General features: G+C 66.9%; 24 protein-coding genes and 1 pseudogene. 8 read left to right on the top strand and 17 right to left on the bottom strand.

All coding sequences use genetic code 11. The annotated features are described in order from the left end of the window. Positions 1–88: 88 nt before the first annotated feature. Positions 89–1789: a SulP family inorganic anion transporter gene (locus tag R0D99_RS13935; RefSeq protein ID WP_317748763.1), complete on the top strand. Its 1701-nt coding sequence runs from the start codon at positions 89–91 to the stop codon at positions 1787–1789. A gap of 202 nt (positions 1790–1991) precedes the next feature. Here the strand turns inward: R0D99_RS13935 and R0D99_RS13940 are convergent, their stop codons facing one another. From R0D99_RS13940 to R0D99_RS14015, 16 genes and pseudogenes are all read right to left on the bottom strand, one after another. Beyond that, positions 1992–2414 carry a BLUF domain-containing protein gene (locus R0D99_RS13940; RefSeq protein ID WP_317748764.1) on the bottom strand — a complete coding sequence of 141 codons (423 nt, stop codon included), beginning with the start codon at positions 2412–2414 and terminating at the stop codon, positions 1992–1994. A gap of 3 nt (positions 2415–2417) precedes the next feature. Continuing rightward, complete coding sequence (gene folE / locus R0D99_RS13945; RefSeq protein ID WP_317748765.1) at positions 2418–3143, bottom strand: GTP cyclohydrolase I; 726 nt, start codon at positions 3141–3143, stop codon at positions 2418–2420. Between the two features lie 81 nt (positions 3144–3224). After that, positions 3225–3995 carry an endonuclease/exonuclease/phosphatase family protein gene (locus R0D99_RS13950; RefSeq protein ID WP_416366005.1) on the bottom strand — a complete coding sequence of 257 codons (771 nt, stop codon included), beginning with the start codon at positions 3993–3995 and terminating at the stop codon, positions 3225–3227. 2 nt (positions 3996–3997) lie between these two features. Continuing rightward, a complete protein-coding gene (gene nudB / locus R0D99_RS13955) occupies positions 3998–4489 on the bottom strand; it encodes a dihydroneopterin triphosphate diphosphatase (protein ID WP_317748767.1) in 492 nt (163 codons plus the stop codon). A 32-nt stretch (positions 4490–4521) separates the two neighbouring features. Continuing rightward, the gene (locus tag R0D99_RS13960) at positions 4522–4848 is read right to left on the bottom strand and encodes a YqjK family protein (RefSeq protein WP_317748768.1); all 327 of its coding nucleotides are present in this window, start codon (positions 4846–4848) and stop codon (positions 4522–4524) included. Continuing rightward, positions 4845–5228 (bottom strand): phage holin family protein, encoded by a 384-nt coding sequence (locus R0D99_RS13965; protein WP_317748769.1) that lies wholly within the window; start codon positions 5226–5228, stop codon positions 4845–4847. Before R0D99_RS13965 ends, R0D99_RS13960 begins: the two co-directional genes overlap by 4 nt. A 39-nt stretch (positions 5229–5267) precedes the next feature. After that, positions 5268–5597: a DUF883 family protein gene (locus R0D99_RS13970; RefSeq protein ID WP_317748770.1), complete on the bottom strand. Its 330-nt coding sequence runs from the start codon at positions 5595–5597 to the stop codon at positions 5268–5270. A 178-nt stretch (positions 5598–5775) separates the two neighbouring features. Next, on the bottom strand, positions 5776–7569 hold the full coding sequence (gene aspS / locus R0D99_RS13975) for an aspartate--tRNA ligase (protein ID WP_317748771.1): 1794 nt from the start codon (positions 7567–7569) through the stop codon (positions 5776–5778). A gap of 11 nt (positions 7570–7580) precedes the next feature. Further along, positions 7581–8343 (bottom strand): annotated as a pseudogene (locus R0D99_RS13980) (DUF502 domain-containing protein). Positions 8344–8370: 27 nt separating this feature from the next. Next, entirely contained in the window at positions 8371–8712 is a 342-nt protein-coding gene (locus R0D99_RS13985; protein ID WP_317748772.1) for an FmdB family zinc ribbon protein, read from the bottom strand. Positions 8713–8809: 97 nt separating this feature from the next. Further along, positions 8810–10279, bottom strand: a complete 1470-nt coding sequence (locus R0D99_RS13990) for a sodium:solute symporter family protein (RefSeq protein ID WP_317748773.1) — start codon at positions 10277–10279, stop codon at positions 8810–8812. Positions 10280–10290: 11 nt separating this feature from the next. Further along, entirely contained in the window at positions 10291–11859 is a 1569-nt protein-coding gene (ubiB, locus tag R0D99_RS13995) for a ubiquinone biosynthesis regulatory protein kinase UbiB (protein ID WP_317748774.1), read from the bottom strand. Positions 11860–11899: 40 nt separating this feature from the next. Then, positions 11900–12442, bottom strand: coding sequence for a hypothetical protein (locus R0D99_RS14000; protein ID WP_317748775.1), 543 nt, complete (start codon positions 12440–12442; stop codon positions 11900–11902). Positions 12443–12627: 185 nt separating this feature from the next. Beyond that, positions 12628–13641 carry a Tim44-like domain-containing protein gene (locus R0D99_RS14005; RefSeq protein WP_317748776.1) on the bottom strand — a complete coding sequence of 338 codons (1014 nt, stop codon included), beginning with the start codon at positions 13639–13641 and terminating at the stop codon, positions 12628–12630. 58 nt (positions 13642–13699) lie between these two features. Beyond that, complete coding sequence (gene ubiE, locus R0D99_RS14010) at positions 13700–14434, bottom strand: bifunctional demethylmenaquinone methyltransferase/2-methoxy-6-polyprenyl-1,4-benzoquinol methylase UbiE (RefSeq protein ID WP_317748778.1); 735 nt, start codon at positions 14432–14434, stop codon at positions 13700–13702. 142 nt (positions 14435–14576) lie between these two features. Then, positions 14577–14999 carry a DUF971 domain-containing protein gene (locus R0D99_RS14015; protein WP_317748779.1) on the bottom strand — a complete coding sequence of 141 codons (423 nt, stop codon included), beginning with the start codon at positions 14997–14999 and terminating at the stop codon, positions 14577–14579. Positions 15000–15100: 101 nt separating this feature from the next. Here R0D99_RS14015 and R0D99_RS14020 point away from each other — a divergent pair, with 101 nt between their 5' ends. Further along, the gene (locus tag R0D99_RS14020; RefSeq protein ID WP_317748780.1) at positions 15101–16201 is read left to right on the top strand and encodes an AI-2E family transporter; all 1101 of its coding nucleotides are present in this window, start codon (positions 15101–15103) and stop codon (positions 16199–16201) included. 54 nt (positions 16202–16255) lie between these two features. On the opposite strand, the gene R0D99_RS14025 is transcribed toward R0D99_RS14020, so the two are convergent. Further along, a complete protein-coding gene (locus R0D99_RS14025) occupies positions 16256–20140 on the bottom strand; it encodes an FAD/FMN-binding oxidoreductase (RefSeq protein ID WP_317748781.1) in 3885 nt (1294 codons plus the stop codon). A 295-nt stretch (positions 20141–20435) separates the two neighbouring features. Between R0D99_RS14025 and ugpB the strand changes: the two genes are divergently transcribed. From ugpB to ugpC, 6 genes are all read left to right on the top strand, one after another. Then, complete coding sequence (ugpB, locus tag R0D99_RS14030) at positions 20436–21752, top strand: sn-glycerol-3-phosphate ABC transporter substrate-binding protein UgpB (protein WP_317748782.1); 1317 nt, start codon at positions 20436–20438, stop codon at positions 21750–21752. Positions 21753–21907: 155 nt separating this feature from the next. After that, entirely contained in the window at positions 21908–22390 is a 483-nt protein-coding gene (locus R0D99_RS14035) for a (4Fe-4S)-binding protein (protein ID WP_317748783.1), read from the top strand. Continuing rightward, positions 22387–22665, top strand: coding sequence for a GNAT family N-acetyltransferase (locus R0D99_RS14040; RefSeq protein ID WP_323805927.1), 279 nt, complete (start codon positions 22387–22389; stop codon positions 22663–22665). The genes R0D99_RS14035 and R0D99_RS14040 overlap by 4 nt, the downstream gene beginning before the upstream one ends. A gap of 159 nt (positions 22666–22824) precedes the next feature. Next, positions 22825–23706 (top strand): sn-glycerol-3-phosphate ABC transporter permease UgpA, encoded by an 882-nt coding sequence (gene ugpA / locus R0D99_RS14045; protein ID WP_317748785.1) that lies wholly within the window; start codon positions 22825–22827, stop codon positions 23704–23706. Positions 23707–23850: 144 nt separating this feature from the next. Beyond that, complete coding sequence (ugpE, locus tag R0D99_RS14050) at positions 23851–24705, top strand: sn-glycerol-3-phosphate ABC transporter permease UgpE (protein ID WP_317748786.1); 855 nt, start codon at positions 23851–23853, stop codon at positions 24703–24705. Positions 24706–24833: 128 nt separating this feature from the next. Beyond that, positions 24834–25856, top strand: a complete 1023-nt coding sequence (gene ugpC, locus R0D99_RS14055) for a sn-glycerol-3-phosphate ABC transporter ATP-binding protein UgpC (protein WP_317748787.1) — start codon at positions 24834–24836, stop codon at positions 25854–25856. Positions 25857–25875: the final 19 nt, after the last annotated feature.

Consider the following 25875-nt stretch of genomic DNA (forward strand, 5'->3'; position numbering starts at 1 on the left):
TCCGCCATGGTAATCACCTGCTCAACGCCCCGGCGCGCGCCCGCGCCGACGGCGGTCGGCATGGGCTGGCGCTAACATCCTCTCAACGATGCGTTCTGCCCTCGCCCGCCGCCTGCCCTTCCTGCACTGGCCACGCCCCACGGCGGCGCTGCTGCGGGGCGAAGCGCTGGCCGGCCTCACGGTCGGGCTGATGGTGATTCCGCAGGGCGTGGCCTACGCGCAACTGGCGGGCATGCCGCTGGTCACGGGCATCTACGCGTCGCTGCTGCCGGCGCTGGTGGCGGTGCTGTTTTCGGCCTCGGCGCGGCTGTCGGTGGGGCCGACGGCGCTGACCTGCCTGATGGTGTTCACCTCGCTCATGCCGCTGGCCGAGCCGGGCAGCCCGCAGTGGGTGGAGCTGGCGGTGTGGCTGGCGCTGCTGTCGGGGCTGCTGCAGGTCGCGCTGGGCCTGTTCAGGTTCGGCTGGCTGCTGAACCTGATCAATTCGCCGGTGCTGATGGCGTTCACGCAGGCGGCGGCGGTGCTCATCATCACCTCGCAGCTGCCGGCCCTGCTGGGCTTTCGCGTGGGCTGGACCGAGATGCTGCGCCAGCCCGCCATCGACCCGCTGGCCACGGCCTTCGGCCTGGCCGCGCTGGCCGTGCTGATGATGGCGCGGCGCTGGAAGCCGACCTTCCCCGGCGTGCTGCTCATCGTGGCCGTGGCGGCGGCACTGAGCTACGTCACCGGCTTTGCCACGCGCGGTGGCGCGGTGGTGGGGCCGCTGCCGCGCGGGCTGCCGACGCCGTACCTGCCCGGCTGGCCGGGCTGGCATGTGCTGGGGCAACTGGTGCTGCCGACGCTGGTGGTGACGCTGGTGAGCTTTCTCGAAACCGCGTCCAGCGCCAAGGTGGACAGCCAGCGCAAGGGCGAGCGCTGGGACCAGGACCAGGACCTGATCGGCCAGGGGCTGGCCAAGATCGCGTCGGGCTTTTCGGGTGCGTTTGCCACCAGCTCGTCGTTTTCGCGCTCGGCGCTCAACCTGTACGCGGGGGCGCAGACCGGCTGGGCGACGATCTTCTCGGTGGGCGTGGTGCTGCTGGCGCTGCTGCTGTTCACGCCCGTGCTGCGCTTCGTGCCGCAGGCGGTGCTGGCGGCCATCGTGGTGGCGGCCGTGCTGGGCTTGATCCGGCCACGCGAATTTGCGCGCCTGTGGCGCATCTCGCGCGTCGAAACGGCCATTGCCGCCGCGACCTTCGTCGTCACCCTGGCGGCGGCGCCGGCGCTTTACTGGGGTGTGCTGACGGGGGTGCTGATGTCGCTGTCGCTGTTTCTCTACCAGCGGCTGCACCCGCGCATCATCGAAGTCGGCCTGCACCCCGACGGCAGCCTGCGCGACCGGCACCTGTGGCACCTGTCGCCACTGGCGCCGCACACCTATGCGCTGCGAATGGACGCCGCGCTCGACTTCGCCGCTGCCAGCCGCTTCGAGCGCAACCTGACCGAATACCTGACGGCGCACCCCGATACGCGCCACGTGTGCCTGTTCGCCCAGCCGATCAACCGGGTCGACGCCACGGGTGCCGAGGTGTTTGCCCGCGTGCTGCACCTGCTGCACACCCGAGAGATCACGCTGCACATTGCCGGCATGAAGCTGCCGGCCGAGCGCGTGCTGACCGCCGCCGGCGCCCTGGCGCCCGACCCGCTGCTGCGCCACTACCGCACCGACGCCGAAGCCCTGGCGGCCATGCGCGCCATCGCCGAAGCACTGCGCACGCAACCCGCCGACCTGCCGGCGATGGCCATCTGATTTGCTGCTTTATTCATAGCGCACCGCGCTTTATCCAAGCCGGCTGGAGCCTGACTACCCCAAAATCAGACGGCCGCGGAGCAGGCCACGCGCAGAACGCCGCGGAAGGGCTTGGCCCGCCCGCTGGCGTTGTCCCCCTTCCCGCGCGCAGCGCGGCAAAGAAGGGGGAAGGCGCGTCAGCGCCTCAGGGGGATGTCCCGAATCACGTATGCCCAACGATGCTGGCCGTCGCCATCAGCTCTTCCAGCAAGGCCAGCGACACCTTGCCAGACACCGCGTAGGGGTCCAGCACGGCGCGCTCCGAATACTTCAGCAGCACGCTGGCGTTGACGCGGGTGGTGTCGACCAGGCCCATCGTCCAGCCGCCGAAGCGGCGCTCGACGATTTCCTCGTAGTGCAGCAGCACCACGTCCTTATGGCGCGGATCGCGCTGGATGGTGCCGTACAGGTCGCTGATCGCCCGGCGGCCGCCTTCGATGGCCTGCATGAAGATGCCGCCGCCATACACCAGGATGCCGGTGATGCCGCTGTCCTGGTTGTGCTGGCGCGCGGTGCCAAGGATGCTTTCAATGACCGCCGGCGTGGCGTCGACCGCGCGGCTGGCGTAGAGCAGGCGTACGAGCATGGTTCAGGTCTTCTGGGGAATGAGGGAAAGAAACTCGCGCCGCAGGTTGGCGTCTTTCAGGAACACCCCGCGCATGACGGAGTTGATCATCTTGCTGTCCATGTCCTTGACGCCGCGCCACGCCATGCAATAGTGCGTGGCCTGCATCACGATGGCCAGGCCGTCGGGCTTGGTCTTGTGCTGGATCAGGTCGGCCAGCTGCACCACGGCCTCTTCCTGGATCTGCGGGCGGCCCATCACCCATTCGGCCAGCCGCGCGTACTTGGACAGGCCGATGACGTTGGTGTGCTCGTTGGGCATCACGCCGATCCAGACCTGCCCGATGACGGGGCAGAAATGGTGGCTGCAGGCCGAACGCACGGTGATCGGGCCGACGATCATCAGCTCGTTCAGGCGCTCGGCGTTGGGAAACTCGGTGATGGTTGGCGGCTGCACATAGCGGCCGCGGAACACTTCGTTGACGTACATCTTGGCCACGCGGCGCGCCGTGTCGGCGGTGTTGTGGTCGCGCGAGGTGTCGATCACCAGGCTGTCGAGCACGCCCTCCATCTTGACGGTGACTTCGTCGAGCAGCTTTTCAAGTTCGCCAGGCTCGACGAAATCGGCGATGTTGTCGTTGGCGTTGAATCGGCGCCGCGCGGCCTGCAGGCGCTCGCGGATCTTGACCGAGACGGGCGTGCCTTCGTCTTCGGCTGGCGCCGCCGCTGGAAGATCGGGTTGGGGTTTCATGTGCGCACCGATGGTAGCAGCAAAGAATGATGGACCAGAACGCGGCCCACCGCTTGATGGGACTGCGCTTTAAGCTATTATTTATGTAGCATGCTGGCCAAGCAGGTCGAACTCCGCGATCAGCGGCAGGTGGTCCGACATGCGGCTCCACACGCGCCCGCGCGGCGCGGCCAGGCTCAGGGGCCGCATGCCGCGCGCGTAGATGTGGTCCAGCTGGGCCACCGGAAAGCGCGACGGATAGGTCAGCGTGCGCCGGCCCTCGAAGGCGTGCAGCGAATCGACGTGCAGCAGCCGGCGCACCCGCGTGCCCCAGTCGTTGAAGTCACCCGCCACCACGACCGGCGCGTCGAGCGGAATCTCGCGGGCGATGTAGCGCTTGAGCTGGTCGGTCTGGCGCACGCGGCTGGCCGGGATCAGCCCGAAGTGCACCACGATGGCGTGCACGCTGACGCCGGCCACGTCGATCTCGACGTGCAGCAGGCCGCGCTGCTCAAAGCGGTGGTCGGACATGTCCTCGTGCCGGTGCTGCACGATGGGCCAGCGCGACAGCAGCGCGTTGCCGTGTTCGCCGTCGCGCGTGATGGCATTGGTGCGGTAGACGGCCTGGTAGCCCTCGGGCGCCAGAAACTCGGCCTGCGGCAGCTCGGGCCAGCCGGTGAAGTAGGTGGCTTCGCGCCGGTTCGTGGCGCGCACTTCCTGCAGGCAGACGATGTCCGCGTCCAGCGTTTCGATGGCCAGCGCCAGGTTGTGGATTTCGAGCCGCCGCGCGGGCCCCATGCCCTGCACACCCTTGTGGATGTTGTAGGTGGCCACGCGCAGCACGTCGTGCGGCCCACCCAAGGTCGAGTCCATCGTCATGCGGCCTCCCCGCCCATCAGCCGCGGCAGCAGCAGGCAGGCTTCGGCGTTGGACGGCGAGAAGCAGCGCTCTGCCGCCGCCCGGTGCGGCAGCCAGACGTGGTCGTTGTGCTCGCGCGGGTTGAGGCGCACGACCGTCGCAGCAGGCACCTGCAGGCCAAAAACATGCTCGCGGTTGCTCATCACGCCGGGCGCGTAGCGGTGGCGCCAATGGGGGTAGATCTCGTACACGTTCTCGAGGTGCCAGTCGGTCAGCGCGTGGCCCGGGCGATACACGTCGATGCCGGTTTCTTCCCACACCTCGCGTATGGCGGTCTGTTCGAACGGCTCATCGACGGCGTCCTTGCTGCCGGTGACGGACTGCCAGTGGTCGGTGGCCACGTCGGCGCGGCGGATGAGCAGCACGTGCAGGTCGGCCGTGTGAATCACGACCAGCACGGACTGCGGAATCTTGTACGGACGCTGCTGTTGGACGGGGCGCTGACCCATGGCGTGAGTCTCGCTGAAGGCAAAGCCGGGCTTTAGCCCAGTTGGCGCAGCAGCCCGTTCACCATCGGCCGCAACCGCCTGTACATCTGCCAGCCGGACAGCACCCGCGTGCCCAGGCTCAGCGCCAGGCGCGGGCGGACCAGCATGGCGCCGACGAGCGCCGCACCGCCCAGCAGGAGCAGCGCCTGGTTGTCGCCCACGTGCCGCACGCGCTGCACGCCGCCACGCACGCGATCGGAAGCCTTGAAGGCCGGCTGGAAGATGTGGCTGCGCACGGCGATCTGATCGCGCAGTTGCGCTGAACGCATGCGCAACTGCTCGCGGCGCGTGTCCAGGTCGACGGAAGCTTCGTCCTTCATGACGCACGCAGCCTTTCCTGGTCACGACGCAGTTCTTCGCGCGTGGTGCCGAACAGCCGCAGCCCCTTGCGCGCCTTTTGCCACACCAGCAGGGCGAGCACCGCACCGCCGCCGAGAAACAGCGTGGTGAAGATGCCCAGCGCCAGCAGGCGTTGGCTGTCCCACATCAGCACCGTGAGGAACACGGCGAGAAAGATGAGCCCGAAGCTCACGAACACCACCGCCAGCGCGCCCATCACGGCCATGCTGGCCAGGCCGGACAGCTCCTGCCGCGCCTCCACGGTGAACAGTTCCAGGCGCACTTGCGCCAGTTCGATCACGTCGGCGAACAAGCCGCGCACGCGGGCTGCGGTGCTGGCGTCGGAAGAAGGCAGGCTCATGGGCGAAGGCAGCGGAACGAACAGCGATTAATCAACTAATCAGCGGCGACCCAGCAGCACGCCGATCAGGATGCCCAGCGCAGCGGCCGCGCCGATGGACGACCAGGGGTTGTCGTGCACGTAGTCGTCGGTGGCGGTGGCAGCCTGGCGGGCACGGGCACGCAGCGCGGCATCCGCGTCGGCCAGCTTTTCGCGGGCCACGACCAGGTTTTCGCGCGCGCGGGCGCGCAGTTCGGTCATCTTGGTGTCGGTCTGGCCGGCGGTGGCGGCCAGCAGATCTTCGGCGTCGGAAACCACCCGGCGCAGGTTGCTCACGAGTTGTTCTTTGGTTTCGGTGGCCGATTCGACGAGATCAGACGTGTAGGACATGACATTCTCCAGAAAGAAAATCCATGCTAACAGAGTGGCCGCGCGCGGCGCGTAGGACGCCGCCGCTGACGCATGCCATGAATCTAGAACAGGTGACAGGCAGGGCTGGACCCACCGCCCGGCAACTCGCCTGCGGCCGCGTGCGCATGGCCCCGCCGAGGGCGTGGGCGCTGCGTCGTCAGGCCGCGACGGGGTTGCGCAGGCGGATGTGCAGCTCGCGCAGCTGCTTTTCCTCGACCGCCGACGGCGCCTGCGTCAGCAGGTCCTGCGCACGCTGCGTCTTGGGGAAGGCGATCACGTCGCGGATCGAATCGGCCTTGGTCATGAGCGTGACCAGGCGGTCCAGGCCAAAGGCCAGGCCGCCGTGCGGCGGCGCGCCGTATTGCAGCGCGTCCAGCAGGTAGCCGAACTTGGCCTGCGCGTCCTCGGGGCTGATCTTGAGGGCGGTGAACACCTTGCTCTGCACGTCGGCGCGGTGGATACGCACAGAGCCGCCGCCCAGTTCCCAGCCGTTCAGCACCATGTCGTAGGCCTTGGCCACGCACTTGGCGGGGTCGGAGTCCATGTAGTCCTCGTGGCCGTCCTTGGGCGCGGTGAAGGGGTGGTGCACGGCGTTCCAGCGATGTTCGCCCTCGTCATATTCGAACATCGGGAAGTCGACCACCCACAGCGGCGCCCAGCGGTCCTCGAACAGGCCCGACTTGCGCGCCGCCGCGCCGTGGCCGATCTTCAGGCGCAGCGCGCCGATGGCGTCGTTGACCACCTTGGCCTTGTCGGCGCCGAAGAACAGGATGTCGCCGCTCTGCGCGCCGCTGCGCTTCAGGATCTCGGCAATCGCCGCGTCATGCAGGTTCTTGACGATGGCCGACTGCAGGCCATCACGGCCCTGTCCCGCGTCGTTGACCTTGATCCACGCCAGGCCCTTGGCGCCGTAGATCTTGACGAATTCGGTGTAGCCGTCGATTTCGCCACGGCTCATCTCGGCGCCGCCGGGCACGCGCAGGGCGACCACGCGCCCGCCGGGCGTGGTGGCCGGGCCGCTGAACACCTTGAAATCCACATCGGCCATGACGTCGGTCAGCTCGGTGAATTCGAGCTTGACGCGCAGATCGGGCTTGTCGGAGCCGAAACGGTGCATGGCCTCGGCATACGGCATGACCGGAAATTCGCCCAGGTCCACGTCCATCGTCTTCTTGAAGACGTGGGTGATCATGCGCTGGAACAGGTCGCGGATCTCCTGCTCGTTGAGGAACGAAGTCTCGCAGTCGATCTGGGTAAATTCGGGCTGGCGGTCGGCGCGCAGGTCTTCGTCGCGGAAGCACTTGGTGATCTGGTAGTAGCGGTCGTAGCCGGCCACCATCAGCATCTGCTTGTACAGCTGGGGCGACTGCGGCAGCGCGAAGAACATGCCGTCGTGCACGCGGCTGGGCACCAGATAGTCGCGCGCGCCTTCGGGCGTGCTCTTGCCCAGCATGGGCGTCTCGATGTCGATGAAGCCGTGCTCGTCGAGAAACTTGCGCACCTCGATCGCCACGCGGTAGCGCAGCATCAGGTTGTGCTGCATGTACGGCCGGCGCAGGTCCAGCACGCGGTGCGTCAGGCGCGTGGTTTCCGACAGGTTCTCGTCGTCCAGCTGGAACGGCGGGGTGACCGACGGGTTAAGCACCGTCAGCTCCTGGCACAGCACCTCGATCTTGCCGCTCTTCATGTTGTCGTTGGTGGTGCCTTCGGGGCGCGCGCGCACCAGGCCCTTGACCTGCACGCAGAACTCGTTGCGCAGGTCTTCGGCGATCTTGAACATCTCCGGGCGGTCGGGGTCGCACACCACCTGCACGTAGCCTTCGCGGTCGCGCAGGTCGACGAAGATCACGCCGCCATGGTCGCGCCGGCGGTTGACCCAGCCGCACAGGCTGACCGTCTGGCCGATCAGCGCCTCGGTCACGAGGCCGCAGTAGTGGGAACGCATCGACATGGGTTGGCTTTCTACAGTTCTGGTCGGGCGCCGGCCGGATCGGCCAGCGCAGGGGACACGGGGATTTCGGGTTGCGCGGACGGCGCAGACGGGGCGGGGCCGGTCACGCCCGGCACCTGGGGCAGGGGTTGCGGCTCACCGGCGCGAGGTTCGCGCATCGGCGGCGCCACCACGCCCATGGAAATGACATATTTGAGCGCTTCGTCCACGCTCATCTTGAGTTCGACCACGTCGGCACGCGGCACCATCAGGAAGAAGCCCGACGTGGGGTTGGGTGTGGTGGGCACGTAGACGCTGATGAAATCGCGGTCCAGGTAGGTCGCCACCTCGCCGCCGGGGCGGCCGGTGAGAAAGCCGATCGTCCACGCACCCTGACGCGGATACTGGATCAGCAGCGCCTTGGAAAAGGCCTGCCCCGAGCCAGAAAACAGCGTGTCCGACACCTGCTTGACGCTGGAATAGATGCTGCGCACCACGGGGATGCGGTTCATCAGCTTTTCCCACTGGCGCAGCCACCACTGCCCGAACATGTTGGCCACGAACAGGCCGGTGCCCAGCACCACCACCGTCACCAGAATCACGCCCAGGCCAGGGATGCGCCGCAGCTGGTCGCCCAGCGGCACCAGCGGGGGGAATCACCGCCTCGATGGCGGCCAGCACGCCCAGAAAGATGCTGTCGAGAATGCCCACCAGCCACAGCAGCACCCACACGGTGACGCCCATCGGCAGCCACACCAGCAGGCCGGTGATGAAGTATTGGCGCAGGCGGGACATCATGGTGGGATGCGGGGCCGTGGGCCGTCAGTCCTTGGACGAGCCCGTGCCGCCGCCCGACGCCGCAGGGCTGCTGGCCGGGGCCGGCGCAGGCGATGCGGCCGGCGCTGCGCTGTCAGAAGCGGGTGCGGCGGCGCCGTCCGCCGGCTTGGCGCTGCTCTTGTCCTTGCTGCCGCTGCTGCTACCGCCTTCGCGGAAGTCGGTGACATACCAGCCCGACCCCTTCAGCTGGAAACCCGCCGCCGTCACCTGCTTGGCAAACTGCGGCGCGCCGCACGACGGGCAGACCGTGAGCGGCGGGTCGGACATTTTCTGCAGCACATCCTTGGCGAACCCGCAGGAGGCGCATTTGTAAGCGTAGATGGGCATGGAAGGAGCGGCAGCGGCGCAGCGCGCGCAAAACCGCTCATTATAAAAGCCGGGGCCGCCGGCGCGCCTGGCCTGACGGGGTGCCCCACCGGCCTGGTCAGGCCTGGTCGTACCGCGGCGCCAGGCGGCGCGTGTGCGCGTGGTGGTCAGGAATCCACTGCGGCGCCAGCGAACCGACCAGCATGCCCACAAAGGCCATCAGCAAACCGGCCAGCTGACCGGGGAAGGCGTCGCCCAGGCGCGTCACGCCCGGGAAGAACAGCACCCACGTGCCCACGCCCAGCAGAATGGCCAGCACGGCGCCCTGCGTGGTGGCGCGACTCCAGTACAGCCCCATCAGCAGCGGCACGAAGGCCGCCACCAGCGTGACCTGGTAGGCCGACGACACCAGCTCGTAGATGGAGGTACCGCGCATCGCAATCGCATAGGCCAGCACGCTGAGCGAGAACACCAGGATGCTGACGCGCATGGCCACCAGGCGCTGGCGGTCGCTCATCGAGGGGTAGAGGTTGCCCAGGATGTTCTCAACGAAGCTGGTCGAGGGCGCCAGCAGCGTGGCCGACGACGTGCTCTTGATCGCCGACAGCAGCGCGCCGAAGAACAGGATCTGCATCACCAGCGGCATGTGGCCCATGATGAAGGCCGGCAGCAGCTTCTGGTAGTCGTTGTGCACCAGCTGCACCGCACGGTCGCCCATCACCACCACGGCCGCAGTGACGATGAACATGGGCACAAAGGCAAACAGGATGTAGGCCGCGCCGCCAATGATGGCGCCGCTCTGCGCGGTGCGCGCATCCTTGGCCGACATCACGCGCTGGAACACGTCCTGTTGCGGAATGCTGCCCAGCATCATGGTGATGCCGGCGGCGATGAAGAAGGCAATGTCCTTGAAGGTCGGCTCGGGGAAGAAGCGCAGCATGTCCTGCTGCGTGACGAGGTTCATCACCTGCCCCGCGCCCCCGGCCAGATCGGCCGAAAAAATCGCGATCACGGACAGGCCGACCACCAGCACGATCATCTGGATGAAGTCCGTCCACGCCACGGCCAGGAAACCGCCAACCATCACGTACACCAGCACCGCCAGGGTGCCGATGACCATGCCCGTGCTTTCGGACATCGCGCCGCCCGTGAGCACGTTGAACACCAGGCCCAGGGCCGTGATCTGCGCCGCCACCCAGCCCAGGTAGCTCAGGATGATGGCCACCGAGCAGAACACCTCGACCCCCTTGCCATAGCGCTGGCGGTAGAAGTCGCCGATGGTCAGCAGGTTCATGCGGTACAGCTTGGCCGCAAAGAAGGCACCCACCAGGATCAGGCAGGTGCCGGCGCCAAACGGGTCTTCGACGATGGCGCCCAGGCCGCCCTGAACGAACTTGGCCGGCACGCCCATCACGGTCTCGGCGCCGAACCACGTCGCGAAGGTCGTCGTCACGATCATGATGAACGGCAGGTTGCGGCCCGCCAGCGCGAAGTCGGTGGTGGTCTTGATCCGCGTGCCCGCCCAGACGCCAATGGCCAGGGTGCCCAGCAGATAGGCGATGACGAAAACCATCAGGGTGATGTTCATGTTCTCCTCGTTCAGAAAAGGCGCACGCGCACGACGATCTGCATCACGATCAGGCCCAGCAGGAAGCCGATGCCGCCGTAGACGATCTTCTGCAACAGCCGGTTGGTATGGCGCTGCTGGCGCACCAGTTCGGCCAGGTCGGCGCGCAGGTCGTCCAGCGGGCGCTGCTGCAGGTAGCCGTGCAACAGGCGCGGCAGATCGGGCAGCATTTTGGCGTAATAGGGCGACTGCTCCTTCAGTTCGCGCCACAGCCGCCGCGGCCCGATCTGTTCATGCATCCACGTCTCGAGGAAGGGCTTGGCGGTGGCCCACAAGTCCAGTTCCGGGTCCAGCTGGCGCCCCAGGCCTTCCACGTTCAGCAGGGTCTTCTGCAGCAGCACCAGTTGCGGCTGGATGACGACGTTGAAGCGGCGCGAGATCTGGAACAGCCGCAGCAGCACCATGCCGAGCGAGATGTCCTTCAGCGGCCGGTCGAAGTACGGCTCGCACACGCTGCGGATGCCGGCTTCCAGCTCGTCGACGCGCGTGTCGGGCGGCACCCAGCCGCTTTCGACGTGCAATTCGGCCACGCGCTTGTAGTCGCGCCGGAAGAAAGCGGCAAAGTTCTGCGCCAGGTATTCCTTGTCGACCTGCGTCAGCGTGCCGACGATGCCAAAGTCCAGCGATACGTAGCGCCCGAACGTCGCCGGATCGACGCTGACCATGATGTTGCCCGGGTGCATGTCGGCGTGGAAGAAGCCGTCGCGGAACACCTGAGTGAAGAAGATGGTGACGCCGTCGCGCGCCAGCTTGGGAATGTCCACGCCGGCTTCGCGCAGGCGCTCGATCTGGCCGACGGGAATGCCCTTCATGCGCTCCATCACCAGCACTTCGGGGCGGATCATGTCCCAGAACATTTCCGGGATCATCACCAGGTCCAGCCCGGCCATGTTGCGGCGCAGTTGCGCGGCACTGGCGGCCTCGCGCACCAGGTCCAGCTCGTCGTGCAGGTACTTGTCGAACTCGGCCGCCACCTCCCGCGGCTTCAGGCGCTTGCCGTCGGGCGCCAGGCGCTCCACCCAGGCCGCCATCATGCGGATCAGGGCCAGGTCCTGCCCGATCACCTTGAGCATGCCCGGCCGCAGCACCTTGACCGCGACCTCGCGTTCGCGCCCGTTGCGGTCGAGCATGGTGGCGAAATGCACCTGGGCAATGGACGCACTGGCGACCGGCGTGCGGTCGAAGCTGGTGAACAGGGTGTCGACCGGCTGGCCGAACGCGCGCTCGATGGTGGCCACGGCCTGCTCGCCGGGAAAAGGCGGCACGCGGTCCTGCAGCAAGGCCAGCTCGTCCGCCACGTCGGCCGGCAGCAGGTCGCGCCGGGTCGACAGCACCTGGCCGAACTTGACGAAGATCGGGCCCAGCTTCTGCAGCGCCTCGCGCAGCCGCTGCCCGCGCGGCGCCGACAGGTCGCGCCCGACCGACGCCACGCGCGCCGCCAGGCTCAGCGCCGGGTGCCGGAAGCTGGTCAGGATCAGTTCATCGAGGCCATAGCGCAGCGAGATCCAGACGATGTAGGCGGCACGCAGGACACGCCTCACTGCCCGCCCTCCCGCGCGCGGCATGGCACAAAGGAGGGTTTCATTCGCCGCGCGCCCCGCGCTGGGCCGGAAGGCTGGCAACGAACTTGCGCAGGCCATCGGCCACGGCGCGGCCAGCCTTGGCCACGGCATGCGCCGGGGCGTCGCCGATGAGGCGCGACAGGTCTTCCTCGGTATCCCAGCGCACGTGGTCCACCAGCCAGTTCATTTCGGCAGCAAACTGCACATCGCCTTCGATGCGCACGCCGGGCCGCTCGCCCTGCAAGGCGTTCTTGGCCAGATCCAGCGGCGAAGTGTCGGTGACCGTGAGCAGCAGATCGGGCGTGGCCGCCGGCGCCAGTTCGCACAGACCGGCGGGCGTGGCCGCCAGTTGCATCGCGAAGTCGCGCCACTGCAGGCGCACCACGCGGCCCTTCTGCCGCGCCAGCCGCGCCTGCGCCTCGGGCTCCTGCATCAGCACGTGGTTGATGAACAGCACCATGCGGTGCTGTGCCTCGTCCACCAGCCAGGCAGGCGGCCGGAGGTTGCGGGTGAACTCGCCGACCGCGTCAGCAAGTCGCGAAAAGGGTGAGGATGCGACCATAACCCGCGATTATTCATGACAAAGGCATGCGCCGGCGCGCGGAGGGTGCGGGGCGATGCGGCAGCACCCCCGCCCCATGAAAAAGGCGCCCCTCAAGGGCGCCTTGGGCTGACCGCTGAAAGCCCCGAAGGCGAATCGGGCTGCGCGGCCATGCGGCACCGGGCGCCGTGGCGCCCGGCCATTCATCACTGCAGGGCCTGCACCCCTGCCACCAGCCAGCCGCCGCGACCGTTCTTGGGCTTGGTCATGTTCCAGACCTCGCGGAACGGGTTGGGGCCGGCCGAGGCGTCTTCGCGGATCATGCCGCTGAATTCGACGCTGGCCATGTACATGTCGTCCAGTTCCTCGATGCCCAGCAGCTGCGCTTCGAGCATGACCACGTCCGTCTTGCTGGGCTGGCCCGGCGCGTTGCGCTCGCGCTCGGCCAGCTGCGACTGGATTTCGGCCAGCATGTCGTTGGTCATCATGGCGCGCAGGGTCGGGATGTCCGAACGGTCCCAGGCGTCCTGCAGGGCAATGAAGTTGCGCTTGGCCGCGTCGGTGAAGCCGGTGACGTCGAAGTCCGCCGGCACACCCCAGTTCTGCGAGCCCTGCAGCGCCGACCCGATCATCGAGCCGCCGGCCGCCGCCGCGCCGGTGTCGAAATGCGCGGCCTGGCTTTCCCACGGACGGGCCGAGGCGTCGTTGCCGACCTTGGTGGGGCTGTACTGGCGCGGCGTGACCGGATTGGCCGCAGCGCCAGCGCCCTGATAGGCCAGGTTGCCGCTGGCCTGCCCACCGCTGCGCGAGCGGCGCACCATGCCGATGACGGCCATGATCACCACGCCCAGCAGCAGGAAGAGCAGGATGTTGCCAAACGCCGCGCCCAGACCCAGCGAATGCGCCAGCCAGGCCAAGCCCAGGCCGGCCGCCAGGCCGCCGATCATGGCGCCCCAGGGCTTGCGCGCAGCCGCGCCCGCGGCGGCGGTGCCAGCGGCCCCGGCTGCGGCAGGCGCCGCTTGCGTGGCCGGGTTGGCTTGGGTGGCCGGCGTGGCGGGCGGCGTGCGCACCGCCTCGCGCTGGGTCACGTTGCTGGACTGGCGGCCCATCGACTTGCCGCCGCCCAGGCGCCGGGCCTCGGCGTCGAAGGTGAAGGCGCCGACCAGCACGACTGCCAGCAGCAGCGTGAAGAGACGCGAAACGATGTGCTTGATGGTCATCCTGGTCTGTCCTCTGAAAGTGTTGAGTTAACTGGGGGCGCGAACCTGAAGCTCAAGGCTAGCCGCATTTGATGCCCACGTGAAGAGCAACAACCCCACCTGTCAGGTTGTGATAGTCCACATGGCCGAACCCGTTGGACTGCATCAGCGCTTTTAGTTCCACCTGATTGGGGTGCATGCGGATGGATTCGGCCAGGTAGCGGTAGCTGTCGGCGTCGCCGGCCACCAGCCGGCCAAGGCGCGGCAGCACGCTGAACGAATACACGTCGTAGGCCTTGCGCAGCGGCCGGGCGACCTGCGAAAACTCCAGCACCAGCAGCTTGCCGCCGTCCTTCAGCACGCGGGCCATCTCGCGCAGGGCAGCGTCCTTGTGCGTCATGTTGCGCAGGCCGAAGGCGACGGTGACCAGGTCGAAATGGCCCGACGGGAACGGCAGCTTCTCGGCGTCGCACACGGTGGTGGGCAGCACCACGCCGGCGTCCAGCAGCCGGTCGCGCCCGGTGCGCAGCATGGCTTCGTTGATGTCGGTGTGCACCACCTCGCCGCTGTCGCCCACTTTCTTGCTGAAGGCCAGGGCCAGATCGCCCGTGCCGCCCGCGATGTCCAGCACGCGCTGGCCCGGCTGGGCGTTGGCGACCATGACGGTGTAGGCCTTCCACACCCGGTGCAGGCCGCCCGACATCAGGTCGTTCATCAGGTCGTACTTGCCGGCGACCGAATCGAACACGCCGCGCACGCGGCGCGCCTTGTCCTGCTCGTCGACCGACTGGTATCCGAAATGCGTGGTGGCCATGGGTGCTTCGATCCTGGACTCAAGCGCAGCGGCCGGTGGTGGCGGGCCCGCTGCACCCTGAAAATTTTGATTCAAATCCGCCTTCAGCGCTTGTGCAGACAGCGCATTCAGCTATCACATTTGTAGCGACACCGCCATCCGGTCAATGGTGGTGCCCGCAGCCGCCGCCCGCTTTCTGCGCCATCGGCGCGTCGCGGTCGACGCCGGCGTCGGCCAGGCGCTGTTCGTAGTCGGCCCAGCGCCGATCCTGCTCGGCGCCCAACTGGTACAGATATTCCCAGGTGAAGATGCCGCTGTCGTGGCCGTCCGAAAACGTGGGCTGCACGGCGTAGTTGCCCACCGGCGCCAGCGCGGTGATGTCGATGTGCCGTTTGCCGGTCTGCAGCACTTCCTGCCCCGGGCCGTGGCCCTGCACCTCGGCCGAAGGCGAAAACACGCGCATCAGCTCGAACGGCAGGCGAAAGCTGGCCCCGTCGGGAAAGCTCAGCTCCAGCACGCGCGACTTGCCGTGCACCGTGAGTGACGTGGGAGGATCGTTGGGATAGGCGCCGTGCGCACGAGCCATGATGTGATTTCCGTGGCCGCAGGGGCCGATGAGCCTGGATGCACCGATTGTGCCCGCATCGCCGCCGGCGCGCCGAAACGCTCCGGTATAGTGCCCAGCCCATGAACACCCCCGCCATTCAGCGCGCCTTCTTCCTGGTGCTGCTGGCCGCCGTCACGCTGGCGTTTTTCGGCGTGCTGGCCCCTTTCTTCGGCGCGGTGTTCTGGGCCATCGTGTTCGCGCTGCTGTTTCACGGCATGTTCCGTCGCCTGCGCGTGGCGCTGCGCGGACGCGACACGCTGGCCGCCCTGCTGACGCTGGCCTTCATCCTGCTGCTGGTGGTGGTGCCCATGGTGCTGGTGGGCGGCGCCATGGTGAACGAGATCGCCACCTTCAGCCAGCGCGTGCGCGCGGGCGACATCGACTTCCGCGGCTACTACCAGCAGATCCTGAACGCCCTGCCGGTCTGGCTGACCGATCTGGCGGGCCGCTTTGGCGTGCTGAACGTGCGCGACGTGCTCGACAAGCTGTCGGGCGCGCTGACCCAGGGCGGGCAGGAAGTGGCGACGCGCGCGCTGCAGATCGGCCAGAACACCCTGATGCTGGTGGTCAACCTGGCCATCATGCTGTACCTGCTGTTCTTTCTGCTGCGCGACGGCCAGACGCTGGCGCGGCTGCTGCGCGACCACGTGCCGCTGGCGCCGGACATGACGGAAGACCTGTCGCGCAAGTTCGCCACCGTGGTGCGCGCCACCGTCAAGGGCAGCATCGTGGTGGCCATGGTGCAGGGCTTCCTGGGCGGGTTGGCGCTGTGGGTGCTGGGCATTCACGGCGCGGTGCTGTGGGGCGCGCTGATGGCCCTGCTGTCGCTGGTGCCCGCCGTGGGCGCCGCCCTCATCTGGGCGCCCGTCGCCATTTACCTGATCGCCACCGGCGCCACCTGGCAGGGCGTGGGCCTGATCGCCTGGGGCACGTTGGTCATCGGCATGGTCGACAACCTGCTGCGCCCCATCCTGGTCGGCAAGGACACCAAGCTGCCGGACTACGTGGTGCTTTTGTCCACCATCGGCGGCATTTCGGCCTTCGGCGTCAACGGCTTCGTCATCGGGCCGGTGATCGCGGCGCTGTTCGTGGCCACCTGGACGCTATTCAATCGGGAGCAGGACGCGCAGGCAGGGCCAGCGCAGGCGGGCGAAATCGTCCAGCATCCGGACGATCTGTAAGGTCGGCGCGCTCTACGCGGGCGCCCTGCCGAACCGCGGGCACAGGTGCCCGCCCTACACCAGCACCCGCTCGATGCCGCCCGCGTTGGCCCGGTCCACGTACTCGCGCATCCAGTTCTCGCCCAGGATGTGGCGCGCCATCTCGACCACGATGTAGTCGGCTTCGAGCAGGCCGTTCTTCAGGTCGTCCTCGTAGCGTTTCAGGCCCTGCAGGCAGCTGGGGCAGCTGGTGAGGATCTTCACGTTGGCCTTTTCGCCCACCACGCCGTCGGCACGCAATTGCGCCGCGCCCTTGCGGATTTCCTCTTCCTTGCGGAAGCGCACCTGCGTGGCGATGTCCGGGCGCGTCACGCCCAGCGTGCCGCTTTCGCCGCAGCAGCGGTTGTTCTTGAGCACGTTGTCGCCCACCAGCGCCTTCACGGTGGTGGTCGAGTCCTGCAGCTTCATGGGGTTATGGCAGGGTTCGTGGTAGAGGTACGCGCCCTGGTCGGCCGCCGGCAAGGTGATGCCTTTTTCGAGCAGGAATTCGTGGATGTCGATGATCCGGCAGCCGGGGAAGATGCTCTCGAATTCATAGCCCGAAATCTGGTCGTAGCAGGTGCCGCAGCTCACCACCACCGTCTTGATGTCGAGGTAGTTGAGCGTGGTCGAGACCCGGTGGAACAGCACGCGGTTGTCGGTGATCATCTTTTCGGCCACGTCAAACTGGCCGCTGCCGCGCTGCGGGTAGCCGCAGCACACATAGCCCGGCGGCAGCACGGTCTGCACGCCGGCATGCCACAGCATGGCCTGCGTGGCCAGGCCCACCTGGCTGAACAGGCGCTCGGACCCGCAGCCGGGAAAGTAGAACACCGCCTCTGAATCCACCGTGGTGGCCTTCGGGTCGCGGATGACGGGCACGTAGGCGCGGTCCTCGATGTCGAGCAGCGCGCGCGCCGTGCGCGTCGGCAGGCCGCCGGGCAGCTTCTTGTTGACGAAGTGGATGATTTCTTCGCGCAGCGGCGGCTTGCCGACGGTGGCGGGCGGGTGCTTGGTCTGGTGCCGGCCCGCGACCTTGAAGAAATCGACCGCCGCGCGCTGCGCCTTGAAGGCCACGCCGGTCATCGCCGCGCGGGTGACGTTGATGACCGTGGGGTCGGTCGCGTTCAAAAAGAACATCGCCGCCTTGTTGCCCGGCCGCACGCTCTTCTTGTCCATCTTGCGCAGCAGGTTGCGCATGTTCATGGTGACGTCGCCGAAGTCGATCTTCACCGGGCACGGCGCGTAGCACTTGTGGCACACCGTGCAGTGGTCGGCCACGTCCTCGAATTCCTCCCAGTGGCGCAGGCTGACGCCGCGGCGCGTTTGCTCCTCGTACAAAAACGCTTCAACCAGCAGCGAGGTCGCCAAAATCTTGTTGCGCGGGCTGTACAGCAGGTTGGCGCGCGGCACGTGGGTGCTGCAGTCGGGCTTGCACTTGCCGCAGCGCAGGCAGTCCTTGATCGAATCGGCAATGGCGCCAATGTCGCTCTGCTGCAGGATGATGGATTCGTGCCCCATCAAGCCGAAGCTGGGCGTGTAGGCATTGCTCAGATCGGCCCGCAGCCGGCGCCCAGGGTGCGCAGGCAGCTCTTTATTTCGTAGCAGCTTGCCGCGGTTGAAGTGGCCTTGCGGGTCGATGCGGCGCTTGTAGTCGGCAAAGGGCTCGATCTCGGCGTCGGTCAGGTATTCGAGCTTGGTGATGCCGATGCCGTGCTCGCCCGAGATCACGCCGTCCAGGCTGCGCGCCAGCGCCATCACGCGGTCCACCGCCTCGTGCGCGGTCTGCAGCATGGCGTAGTTGTCGCTGTGCACGGGGATGTTGGTGTGCACGTTGCCGTCGCCCGCGTGCATGTGCAGGGCGATCCAGACACGGCCTTTCAGCACACGCTGCTGCACGTCGCCCAGCGCCTTCATCATCGGCTCGAAGTCGCTACCGGTGAAGATGTCCTGCAGCGGCGCGCGGATCTGGGTCTTCCAGCTGGCACGCAGGCTGTGGTCCTGCAGCTGCGGAAACAGCGTGTCGATGCCCTGCAACCAGCCCTGCCACAGCGCGCGCACTTCGCGCACCACTTCCAGCGCCTGCTGCACCTTCTCGCCCAGCAGTTCGGGCGAGCCGAACACCGAGCCGTCCGGCACCTGCTTGAGCGGCAGCGGGCCGCGCGTCAGGAAGGCTTCCAGCTCGTCGGCCAGCTCGATCTTGTTGCGCAGGCTCAGTTCGATGTTGATGCGCTCGATGCCGTCGGTGTATTCGGCCATGCGCGGCAGCGGAATCACCACGTCTTCGTTGATCTTGAAGGCGTTGGTATGGCGGCTGATGGCGGCCGTCTTCTTGCGGTCGGCCCAGAACTTCTTGCGCGCGTCGGCGGCGACGGCAATGAAGCCTTCGCCCGAGCGCGAATTGGCGATGCGCACCACCTCGCTGGTGGCGCGGGCCACCGCGTCGGGGTCGTCGCCGGCGATGTCGCCGATCAGCACCATCTTGGGCAGGCCGCCGCGCTTGGATTTGGTGCTGTAGCCGACGGCGCGCAGGTAGCGGTCGTCCAGGTGCTCCAGCCCGGCCAGCAGCACGCCCGAGCGTTTTTGCTCGGCAAACATGAAGTCCTTGATCTCGACGATGCTGGGCACCGCGTCCTTGGCGTGGCCAAAGAATTCGAGGCACACGGTGCGCGTGTGCTCCGGCATGCGGTGCAGCACCCAGCGCGCGCTGGTGATCAGGCCGTCGCAGCCTTCCTTCTGCACGCCCGGCAGGCCGGCGAGGAACTTGTCGGTGACGTCCTTGCCCAGCCCTTCCTTGCGGAAGGTGGCGCCGGGGATGTCCAGTCGCTCCGTCTTGATCAGCTTCTTGCCGCTGGCGTCGAAATACTTCAGCTCAAAGCTGGCGACCTCGGCATCGTGGATCTTGCCCAGGTTGTGGCCGATGCGGGTGACCTCCAGCCAACCCGCGTCGGGCGTCACCATGCGCCAGCTGGCCAGGTTGTCGAGCGCCGTGCCCCACAGCACGGCCTTCTTGCCGCCCGCGTTCATGGCAATGTTGCCGCCGATGCACGACGCCTCGGCGCTGGTCGGGTCACAGGCAAACACCAGGCCAGCAGCTTCGGCCGCGTCGGCCACGCGCTGCGTGACCACGCCGGCTTCGGTGTGGATGGTGGGCACCTCACCCTCGACGCCCGGCAGCGCGATGCGCTCGACCTTGCCTAGGGTGATCAGCTTTTCGGTATTGATGACGGCCGTCTTCCAGTCCAGCGGAATGGCGCCGCCGGTGTAGCCGGTGCCGCCGCCTCGCGGAATGATGGTCAGGCCCAGCTCGATGCAGGCCTTGACGAGGCCGGCCATTTCTTCCTCGGTGTCGGGCGTCAGCACCACCAGCGGAAACTCGACGCGCCAGTCCGTCGCGTCGGTCACGTGGCTGACGCGCGACAGGCCGTCGAACTTGATGTTGTCCTTGTGCGTGTATTTGCCCAGCGCCTTGGCGGCGCGCCGGCGCAACTCGGTCACCTTGCCGAAAGAGCGGTCAAACGCCTCGACCACCCGCCGCGCCGACACCAGCAGCTCGCCCACCATGGCGTCGCGCGCGGCGTCCTCGCTGGGCGTGCGGCGCTTTTCGACTTCCTGCAGGCGGTGTTGCAGCGCCTCGACCAGCATGCGCTGGCGGCGCGGGTTGTCGAGCAGGTCGTCCTGCAAATAGGGGTTGCGCCGCACGACCCAGATGTCGCCCAGCACCTCGTACAGCATGCGCGACGAGCGGCCGGTGTGGCGTTCGCCGCGCAGCTGTTCCAGGATCTCCCACGCCCGCGCGCCCAGCAGGCGCAGCACGATCTCGCGGTCGGAGAAGCTGGTGTAGTTGTAGGGAATCTCGCGCAGGCGCGGGGCCGCGGGGTGCGCGGCCAGCAGGGTGGAGGTCGGGAGCGGTGCGTTCATGAGCGGCGTGGCCCAGCGCGGCGCTCTGGTGGGACAAGCGGCGGCATGCCGTGAAATGACGTCCGGCTGGCCGGCAATTTTACTGCGGTGCAGCATTCGGCGCGGCCGGGCCGGCAAAGCACGCACCGCGGGCCGGGCCATCGGCCCGCGAGCGGGAAATCCCTGAGCCGCGTGGGCGTGAAAAACCCGTGCCTGCCCCCAAAATGACGTTGGCGTGACACTGCGGTGTCACACAGCGCTGCCATGCTGCCGCTTTCCCCATTGTTCAGGCTTTTCGAAAAGAGGAACCATCGTTATGTCGATTCGTCAATTTGCCGCCGGCGCCGTCACGGCCGCGGCCGCGCTCGTCGCCTTTCCCGCCCACGCGCAGACCGAGATCCAGTGGTGGCATTCGATGGGCGGCGCCCTGGGCGAGTGGGTGAACGACCTGGCCAAGGAATTCAACGCCAGCCAGTCGCAGTACAAGATCGTGCCCACCTTCAAGGGCAGCTACGACGAGTCGATGACCGCCGCCATTGCCGCCTTCCGCGCCGGCAATGCGCCGCACATCCTGCAGGTGTTCGAAGTCGGCACCGCCACCATGATGGCCAGCAAGGGCGCCATCAAGCCGGTGGGCGAGGTGATGAAGGAAGCCGGCGTCAGCTTCGACCAGGGTGCCTACATCCCGGCCGTGGCGGGCTACTACACGGCCCCCAACGGGCAGATGCTGAGCTTCCCCTTCAACAGCTCGACCACCGTGTTCCACTACAACAAGGACGCGTTCAAGGCCGCCGGCCTGAACCCGGAAAAGCCGCCGACGACCTGGCCTGAAGTGGCGTCCGCCGCCGCCAAGCTGAAGGCCGCCGGCCACAAGTGCCCCTTCACCACCAGCTGGGTCAGCTGGACACAGCTGGAAAGCTTCAGCGCCTGGCACAACGTGCTGTTCTCGACGCAAAACAACGGCTTCGGCGGCCTGGGCACGCGCCTGGCGGTCAACACGCCGCTGCACGTGCGCCACATGGAAAACCTGGGCAACATGGCCAAGCAGGGCCTGTTCGTCTACAAGGGCCGCAACAACGCGGCCGACGCCACCTTCGTGTCGGGCGAATGCGCCATGATGACCGGCTCGTCCGGCCTGTACGGCAACGTGGTGCGCAACGCCAAGTTCGGCTACGGGATCGGCACCCTGCCCTACTACCCAGACGTGCCGGGCTCGCCGCAGAACACCGTGATCGGCGGCGCCAGCCTGTGGGCCATGGCGGGCAAGAAGCCCGACGAGTACAAGGGCATCGGCCAGTTCTTCGCCTACCTGAGCAAGCCTGAAGTCGCCGCGGCCAGCCACCAGCGCACGGGTTACCTGCCCGTCACCAAGGCCTCGTTCGACCTGACCGAGAAGTCCGGCTTCTACAAGAAGAACCCCGGCGCCGACGTGGCCGTGACGCAGATGGTGCGCAAGACCACCGACAAGTCGCGCGGCGTGCGCCTGGGCAACTTCGTGCAGATCCGCACCATCGTCGACGAGGAGATGGAAGGCGTGTGGGCCGGCAAGAAGAGCGCCAAGGACGCACTGGACGCCGTGGTCAAGCGCGGCAACGAGCAGCTGGAGCGCTTCCAGAAAGCCAACCGCGGCTGATCGCCCGACCACCGCGCGGCCCGCGCCGCGCGTCACACCTGCCCATGCCCGCCGTGGTCCGCGCCCGGCGGGCATTTTGTTGCGTGCTTGTCTGACAGGCGCAGCGCCTGCGCGCCCGTAGCCTTGGCGACATTGTTTTTCATCGACGCATAGCCATGGCCCGCAAGACCGCCGCCACGCCAAAATCCGTCACGCAGCCCGCCGGCAAGGCCTACACGGCGCCGGGCATCACCGTGTATTTCGACGGCAAGCGCTGCATCCACTTTCGCGCCTGCGTGCACGGCCTGCCCGCCGTGTTCGACCCCGACCGCAAGCCGTGGATCAAGCCGGACGAAGCGACCCTGCGCCAGCTGATCGAAGTGGTGCGCCGCTGCCCGAGCGGCGCGCTGCATTACGTGCTGGACAACGGCCCGGCGGAAAAGCCCGAGCCGACCACCGTCGAGCCGCGCCCCAATGGCCCGCTGTTTCTGCGCGGCGCGCTGCGCATCGCCACCCGCCGCGGCGTGGTGGAAGACACGCGCGCCGCCCTGTGCCGCTGCGGCGCCAGCCAGAACAAGCCGTTCTGCGACGACTCACACGACGATTGCGGCTTTCGCGCCGCCGGAACCACCACCATCAACCCCTGGGGCAAGAAATGATCCAAGTGCAAAAGAATGCCGAGCGCCATCGCTATGAGGCCGTCGAGAACGGCCAGGTCATCGGCACGCTGGAATACCGCGAGCGTGGCGACGCCATGGAGCTGCCGCACACCGTCGTCCAGCCCGGCCACGACGGCAAGGGCGTGGGCAGCACGCTGGCCCGGTTTGCGCTGGACGACATCGGCGGCGCGGGCCGCAAGGTGATTCCCAGCTGCAGCTTTGTGGCCGGCTACATCCAGCGGCACCCGGAAGACGCCACGCTCGTCGCCCATTGAATTTTTCGCGGTAAAACAGCCGCTGACGCTGACTGATAAAAGCGCATCAGCTACGATTTATATAGCGAATGAGGCGACGCGCGCCGCGCCGCCACCACGCGCCGCATCCGGGTAGGCACTGCCCCTGATCGCCACGGCCTGCCGCTATGATGGCCGTCCATGGAAAAGCGCGTTCGCTTCAAATCGGCCTGGCTGCCGTGGCTGCTGGTGGCCCCGCAGATGGCCATCGTGCTGGTGTTCTTCTTCTGGCCGGCGGGGCAGGCGCTTTACCAGAGCGTGTTGCAGGAAGACGCGTTCGGCACGTCCAGTGAATTTGTCGGGCTGGCCAACTTCCAGCGCCTGTTCAGCGACCCGGCCTATCTGGACTCCTTCAAGATCACGGCGCTGTTCTCGGTGCTGGTCGCCGTCATCGGCATCAGCGTGGCGCTGCTGCTGGCGGTGATGGCCAACCGCGTGGTGCGCGGCGCGGGTTTCTACAAGACGCTGCTGATCTGGCCCTACGCCGTGGCGCCGGTGGTGGCGGGCGTGCTGTGGCTGATGATGTTCGCCTCGCCCTGGGGCGTGGTGTCGTACCTGCTGCAGGCCATGGGCTTTCAATGGAACCACCTGCTGAATGGCACGCACGCCATGGCGCTGATCGTGATGGCCGCCGTGTGGAAGCAGATTTCATACAACTTCCTGTTCTTCTTGGCGGGGCTGCAGTCGATTCCCAACGCGGTGATCGAAGCCGCCACCATCGACGGCGCGACGCCCTGGCGGCGCTTCTGGACCATCGTATTCCCGCTGCTGTCGCCCACCACGTTCTTCCTGCTGGTGATGAACGTGATCTACGCCTTCTTCGACACCTTCGCCATCGTCGACGCGGCCACGCACGGCGGCCCGGGCAAGGAAACCTCCATCCTGGTCTACAAGGTGTACTACGACGGCTTCAAGGCCATGGACATGGGCGGCTCGGCCGCACAGTCGGTGGTGCTGATGGTCATCGTCATCGTGCTGACGGTGTTTCAGTTCCGGTTTGTCGAGAAAAAAGTTCAGTATTGACATGAACGAGGTCCATCCATCATGTGGCCGCGGAGCAGGCCATGCCAGCGAACACCGTGCGCGGACCTGCGCCGCGCACCGGTGTTGTCCCCCCTCGCGCAGCAGAGGGGGGAAGGCGCGTCAGCGACTCAGGGGGGGTGTGCCTTGATTGAACGCCGCCCGGTTCTCGACTTTGTATCGCACGCCGTCCTTATTTTGGGCGTGGCGGTCGTCGCCTTTCCGGTGTACCTGGCGCTCATCGCCAGCACGCAGACGGCCACGCAGATTGCCACCGCACACCCCATGTCGCTGCTGCCGGGCGACAACTTCATCAACAGCTACCGGCTGGCGCTGTTTGGCGGCAAGGTGGAAGGCGGCGGCACCATCGCCGCGGGCTGGCCGATGATGTGGACCAGCCTGGTGATGGCGCTGGGCATTGCGCTGGGCAAGATAGCCATTTCGCTGCTGTCGGCGTTTGCGCTGGTGTACTTCCGCTTTCCGTTCCGCGGCCTGGTGTTCTGGATGATCTTCATCACGCTGATGCTGCCGGTGGAAGTGCGCATCGGCCCCACCTACCAGGTCATCTCGGACCTGAAGATGCTCAACAGCTACGCGGGCCTGACGGTGCCGCTGATCGCTTCGGCCACCGCCACCTTCCTGTTCCGCCAGTTCTTTTTGACGGTGCCCGATGAACTGGCCGAGGCCGCGCGCATCGACGGCGCCGGCCCGATGCGCTTTTTCAAGGACATCCTGCTGCCGCTGTCCAAGACCAGCATGGCCGCGCTGTTCGTGATCCAGTTCATCTACGGCTGGAACCAGTACCTGTGGCCGCTGATCGTGACCACCAGCGAAGAGATGTACCCCATCGTCCTCGGCATCAAGCGCGCCATCTTCGGCGAGATCTACGTCGAGTGGAACGTGGTCATGGCCACCGCCATCCTGGCCATGCTGCCGCCGGCGCTGGTGGTGATCCTGATGCAGAAGTGGTTCGTCAAGGGGCTGGTCGACACTGAAAAGTAAACAGCCAACAGCCGGACGCGAAGAACGCAAAGGGTTCGCGAAGGACGCGAAACAAGCCATTTTGAATTTCTTTTTTGCGTCCTTCGCGTGATCTTTGCGTCCTTCGCGTCCTGTATTCGGTTTTGAACATGGCCAATATCCAATTCAACAACGTCATCAAGCGCTACGGCAGCGGCAAGAAGATCAACCAGGTGATCCACGGCGTGACGGCCGAGGTGAAGGATGGCGAGTTTGTCGTCATCGTCGGGCCGTCGGGCTGCGGCAAGTCGACGCTGCTGCGCATGGTGGCGGGACTGGAGGAAATCACCGACGGCACCATCAGCATCGGCGACCGCGTGGTCAACCATCTGGAGCCGGCCGAGCGCGACATCGCCATGGTGTTCCAGAACTACGCGCTCTACCCGCACATGAGCGTGTTCGACAACATGGCCTACGGTCTGAAAATCAAGAAGGTGCCGCTGGAGGAGATCCAGGCGCGCGTCGACAAGGCCGCCAGGATTCTGGAGCTGGGCCAGTATCTGCAGCGCAAGCCGCGCGAACTGTCGGGCGGCCAGCGCCAGCGCGTGGCCATGGGCCGCGCCATCGTGCGCCAGCCGCAGGTGTTTCTGTTCGACGAACCGCTGTCCAACCTGGACGCCAAGCTGCGCGCGCAGACACGGCTGGAAATTGAAAAGCTGCACCGCGAGCTGGGCATCACCAGCCTGTTCGTCACGCACGACCAGGTCGAGGCCATGACGCTGGCCCAGCGCATGATGGTGATGAACGCCGGCCGCATGGAGCAGTTTGGCACGCCCGAAGAGGTGTACCACCGCCCGGCCACCACTTTTGTCGCCAGCTTCATCGGCGCGCCCCCCATGAACCTGCTGAAGGGCATCGAAGGCGTGCGCGACGGCGTGATCCTCGGCATCCGCCCCGAACACCTGCGCCTGGTCGATTCCGGCGGCTGGTCGCTGCAGGTCGAAACCGTCGAGATGCTGGGTGCCGAGCGCCTGGTGTACGGCCACCTGGGCGGCCCGCAGGGCCCGTGGACGATCCTACGCATGCACGAGACCGAGGCCCCGCCCGCGCCGGGCCAGACGCTGCAGGTGGTGCCGCTCGAAGACCGCATTCACGGCTTCGACGAGGCCACAGGCCATCGGCTGGATGCATAGAACGCTATCTTTTAAATAG

It is taken from the genome of Ottowia sp. SB7-C50, assembly GCF_033110285.1.
In the GTDB taxonomy this organism is placed as follows: Bacteria; Pseudomonadota; Gammaproteobacteria; order Burkholderiales; family Burkholderiaceae_C; genus Ottowia.

Coding starts and splice junctions, on each gene's coding strand:
- R0D99_RS13965 (WP_317748769.1), bottom strand. CDS start 5,228: ATGAGCCTGCCTTCTTCCGACGCCAGCACCGCAGCCCGCGTGCGCGGC.
- R0D99_RS14040 (WP_323805927.1), top strand. CDS start 22,387: ATGATCCAAGTGCAAAAGAATGCCGAGCGCCATCGCTATGAGGCCGTC.
- ugpB (WP_317748782.1), top strand. CDS start 20,436: ATGTCGATTCGTCAATTTGCCGCCGGCGCCGTCACGGCCGCGGCCGCG.
- R0D99_RS14025 (WP_317748781.1), bottom strand. CDS start 20,140: ATGAACGCACCGCTCCCGACCTCCACCCTGCTGGCCGCGCACCCCGCG.
- nudB (WP_317748767.1), bottom strand. CDS start 4,489: ATGGGTCAGCGCCCCGTCCAACAGCAGCGTCCGTACAAGATTCCGCAG.
- R0D99_RS13950 (WP_416366005.1), bottom strand. CDS start 3,995: ATGGACTCGACCTTGGGTGGGCCGCACGACGTGCTGCGCGTGGCCACC.
- aspS (WP_317748771.1), bottom strand. CDS start 7,569: ATGTCGATGCGTTCCCACTACTGCGGCCTCGTGACCGAGGCGCTGATC.
- R0D99_RS13935 (WP_317748763.1), top strand. CDS start 89: ATGCGTTCTGCCCTCGCCCGCCGCCTGCCCTTCCTGCACTGGCCACGC.
- ubiE (WP_317748778.1), bottom strand. CDS start 14,434: ATGGCCACCACGCATTTCGGATACCAGTCGGTCGACGAGCAGGACAAG.
- R0D99_RS13940 (WP_317748764.1), bottom strand. CDS start 2,414: ATGCTCGTACGCCTGCTCTACGCCAGCCGCGCGGTCGACGCCACGCCG.
- R0D99_RS14035 (WP_317748783.1), top strand. CDS start 21,908: ATGGCCCGCAAGACCGCCGCCACGCCAAAATCCGTCACGCAGCCCGCC.
- ugpA (WP_317748785.1), top strand. CDS start 22,825: ATGGAAAAGCGCGTTCGCTTCAAATCGGCCTGGCTGCCGTGGCTGCTG.
- folE (WP_317748765.1), bottom strand. CDS start 3,143: ATGAAACCCCAACCCGATCTTCCAGCGGCGGCGCCAGCCGAAGACGAA.
- ugpC (WP_317748787.1), top strand. CDS start 24,834: ATGGCCAATATCCAATTCAACAACGTCATCAAGCGCTACGGCAGCGGC.
- R0D99_RS14000 (WP_317748775.1), bottom strand. CDS start 12,442: ATGGTCGCATCCTCACCCTTTTCGCGACTTGCTGACGCGGTCGGCGAG.
- R0D99_RS13990 (WP_317748773.1), bottom strand. CDS start 10,279: ATGAACATCACCCTGATGGTTTTCGTCATCGCCTATCTGCTGGGCACC.
- R0D99_RS13960 (WP_317748768.1), bottom strand. CDS start 4,848: ATGAAGGACGAAGCTTCCGTCGACCTGGACACGCGCCGCGAGCAGTTG.
- R0D99_RS14005 (WP_317748776.1), bottom strand. CDS start 13,641: ATGACCATCAAGCACATCGTTTCGCGTCTCTTCACGCTGCTGCTGGCA.
- R0D99_RS14015 (WP_317748779.1), bottom strand. CDS start 14,999: ATGGCTCGTGCGCACGGCGCCTATCCCAACGATCCTCCCACGTCACTC.
- R0D99_RS13970 (WP_317748770.1), bottom strand. CDS start 5,597: ATGTCCTACACGTCTGATCTCGTCGAATCGGCCACCGAAACCAAAGAA.
- R0D99_RS14020 (WP_317748780.1), top strand. CDS start 15,101: ATGAACACCCCCGCCATTCAGCGCGCCTTCTTCCTGGTGCTGCTGGCC.
- R0D99_RS13985 (WP_317748772.1), bottom strand. CDS start 8,712: ATGCCCATCTACGCTTACAAATGCGCCTCCTGCGGGTTCGCCAAGGAT.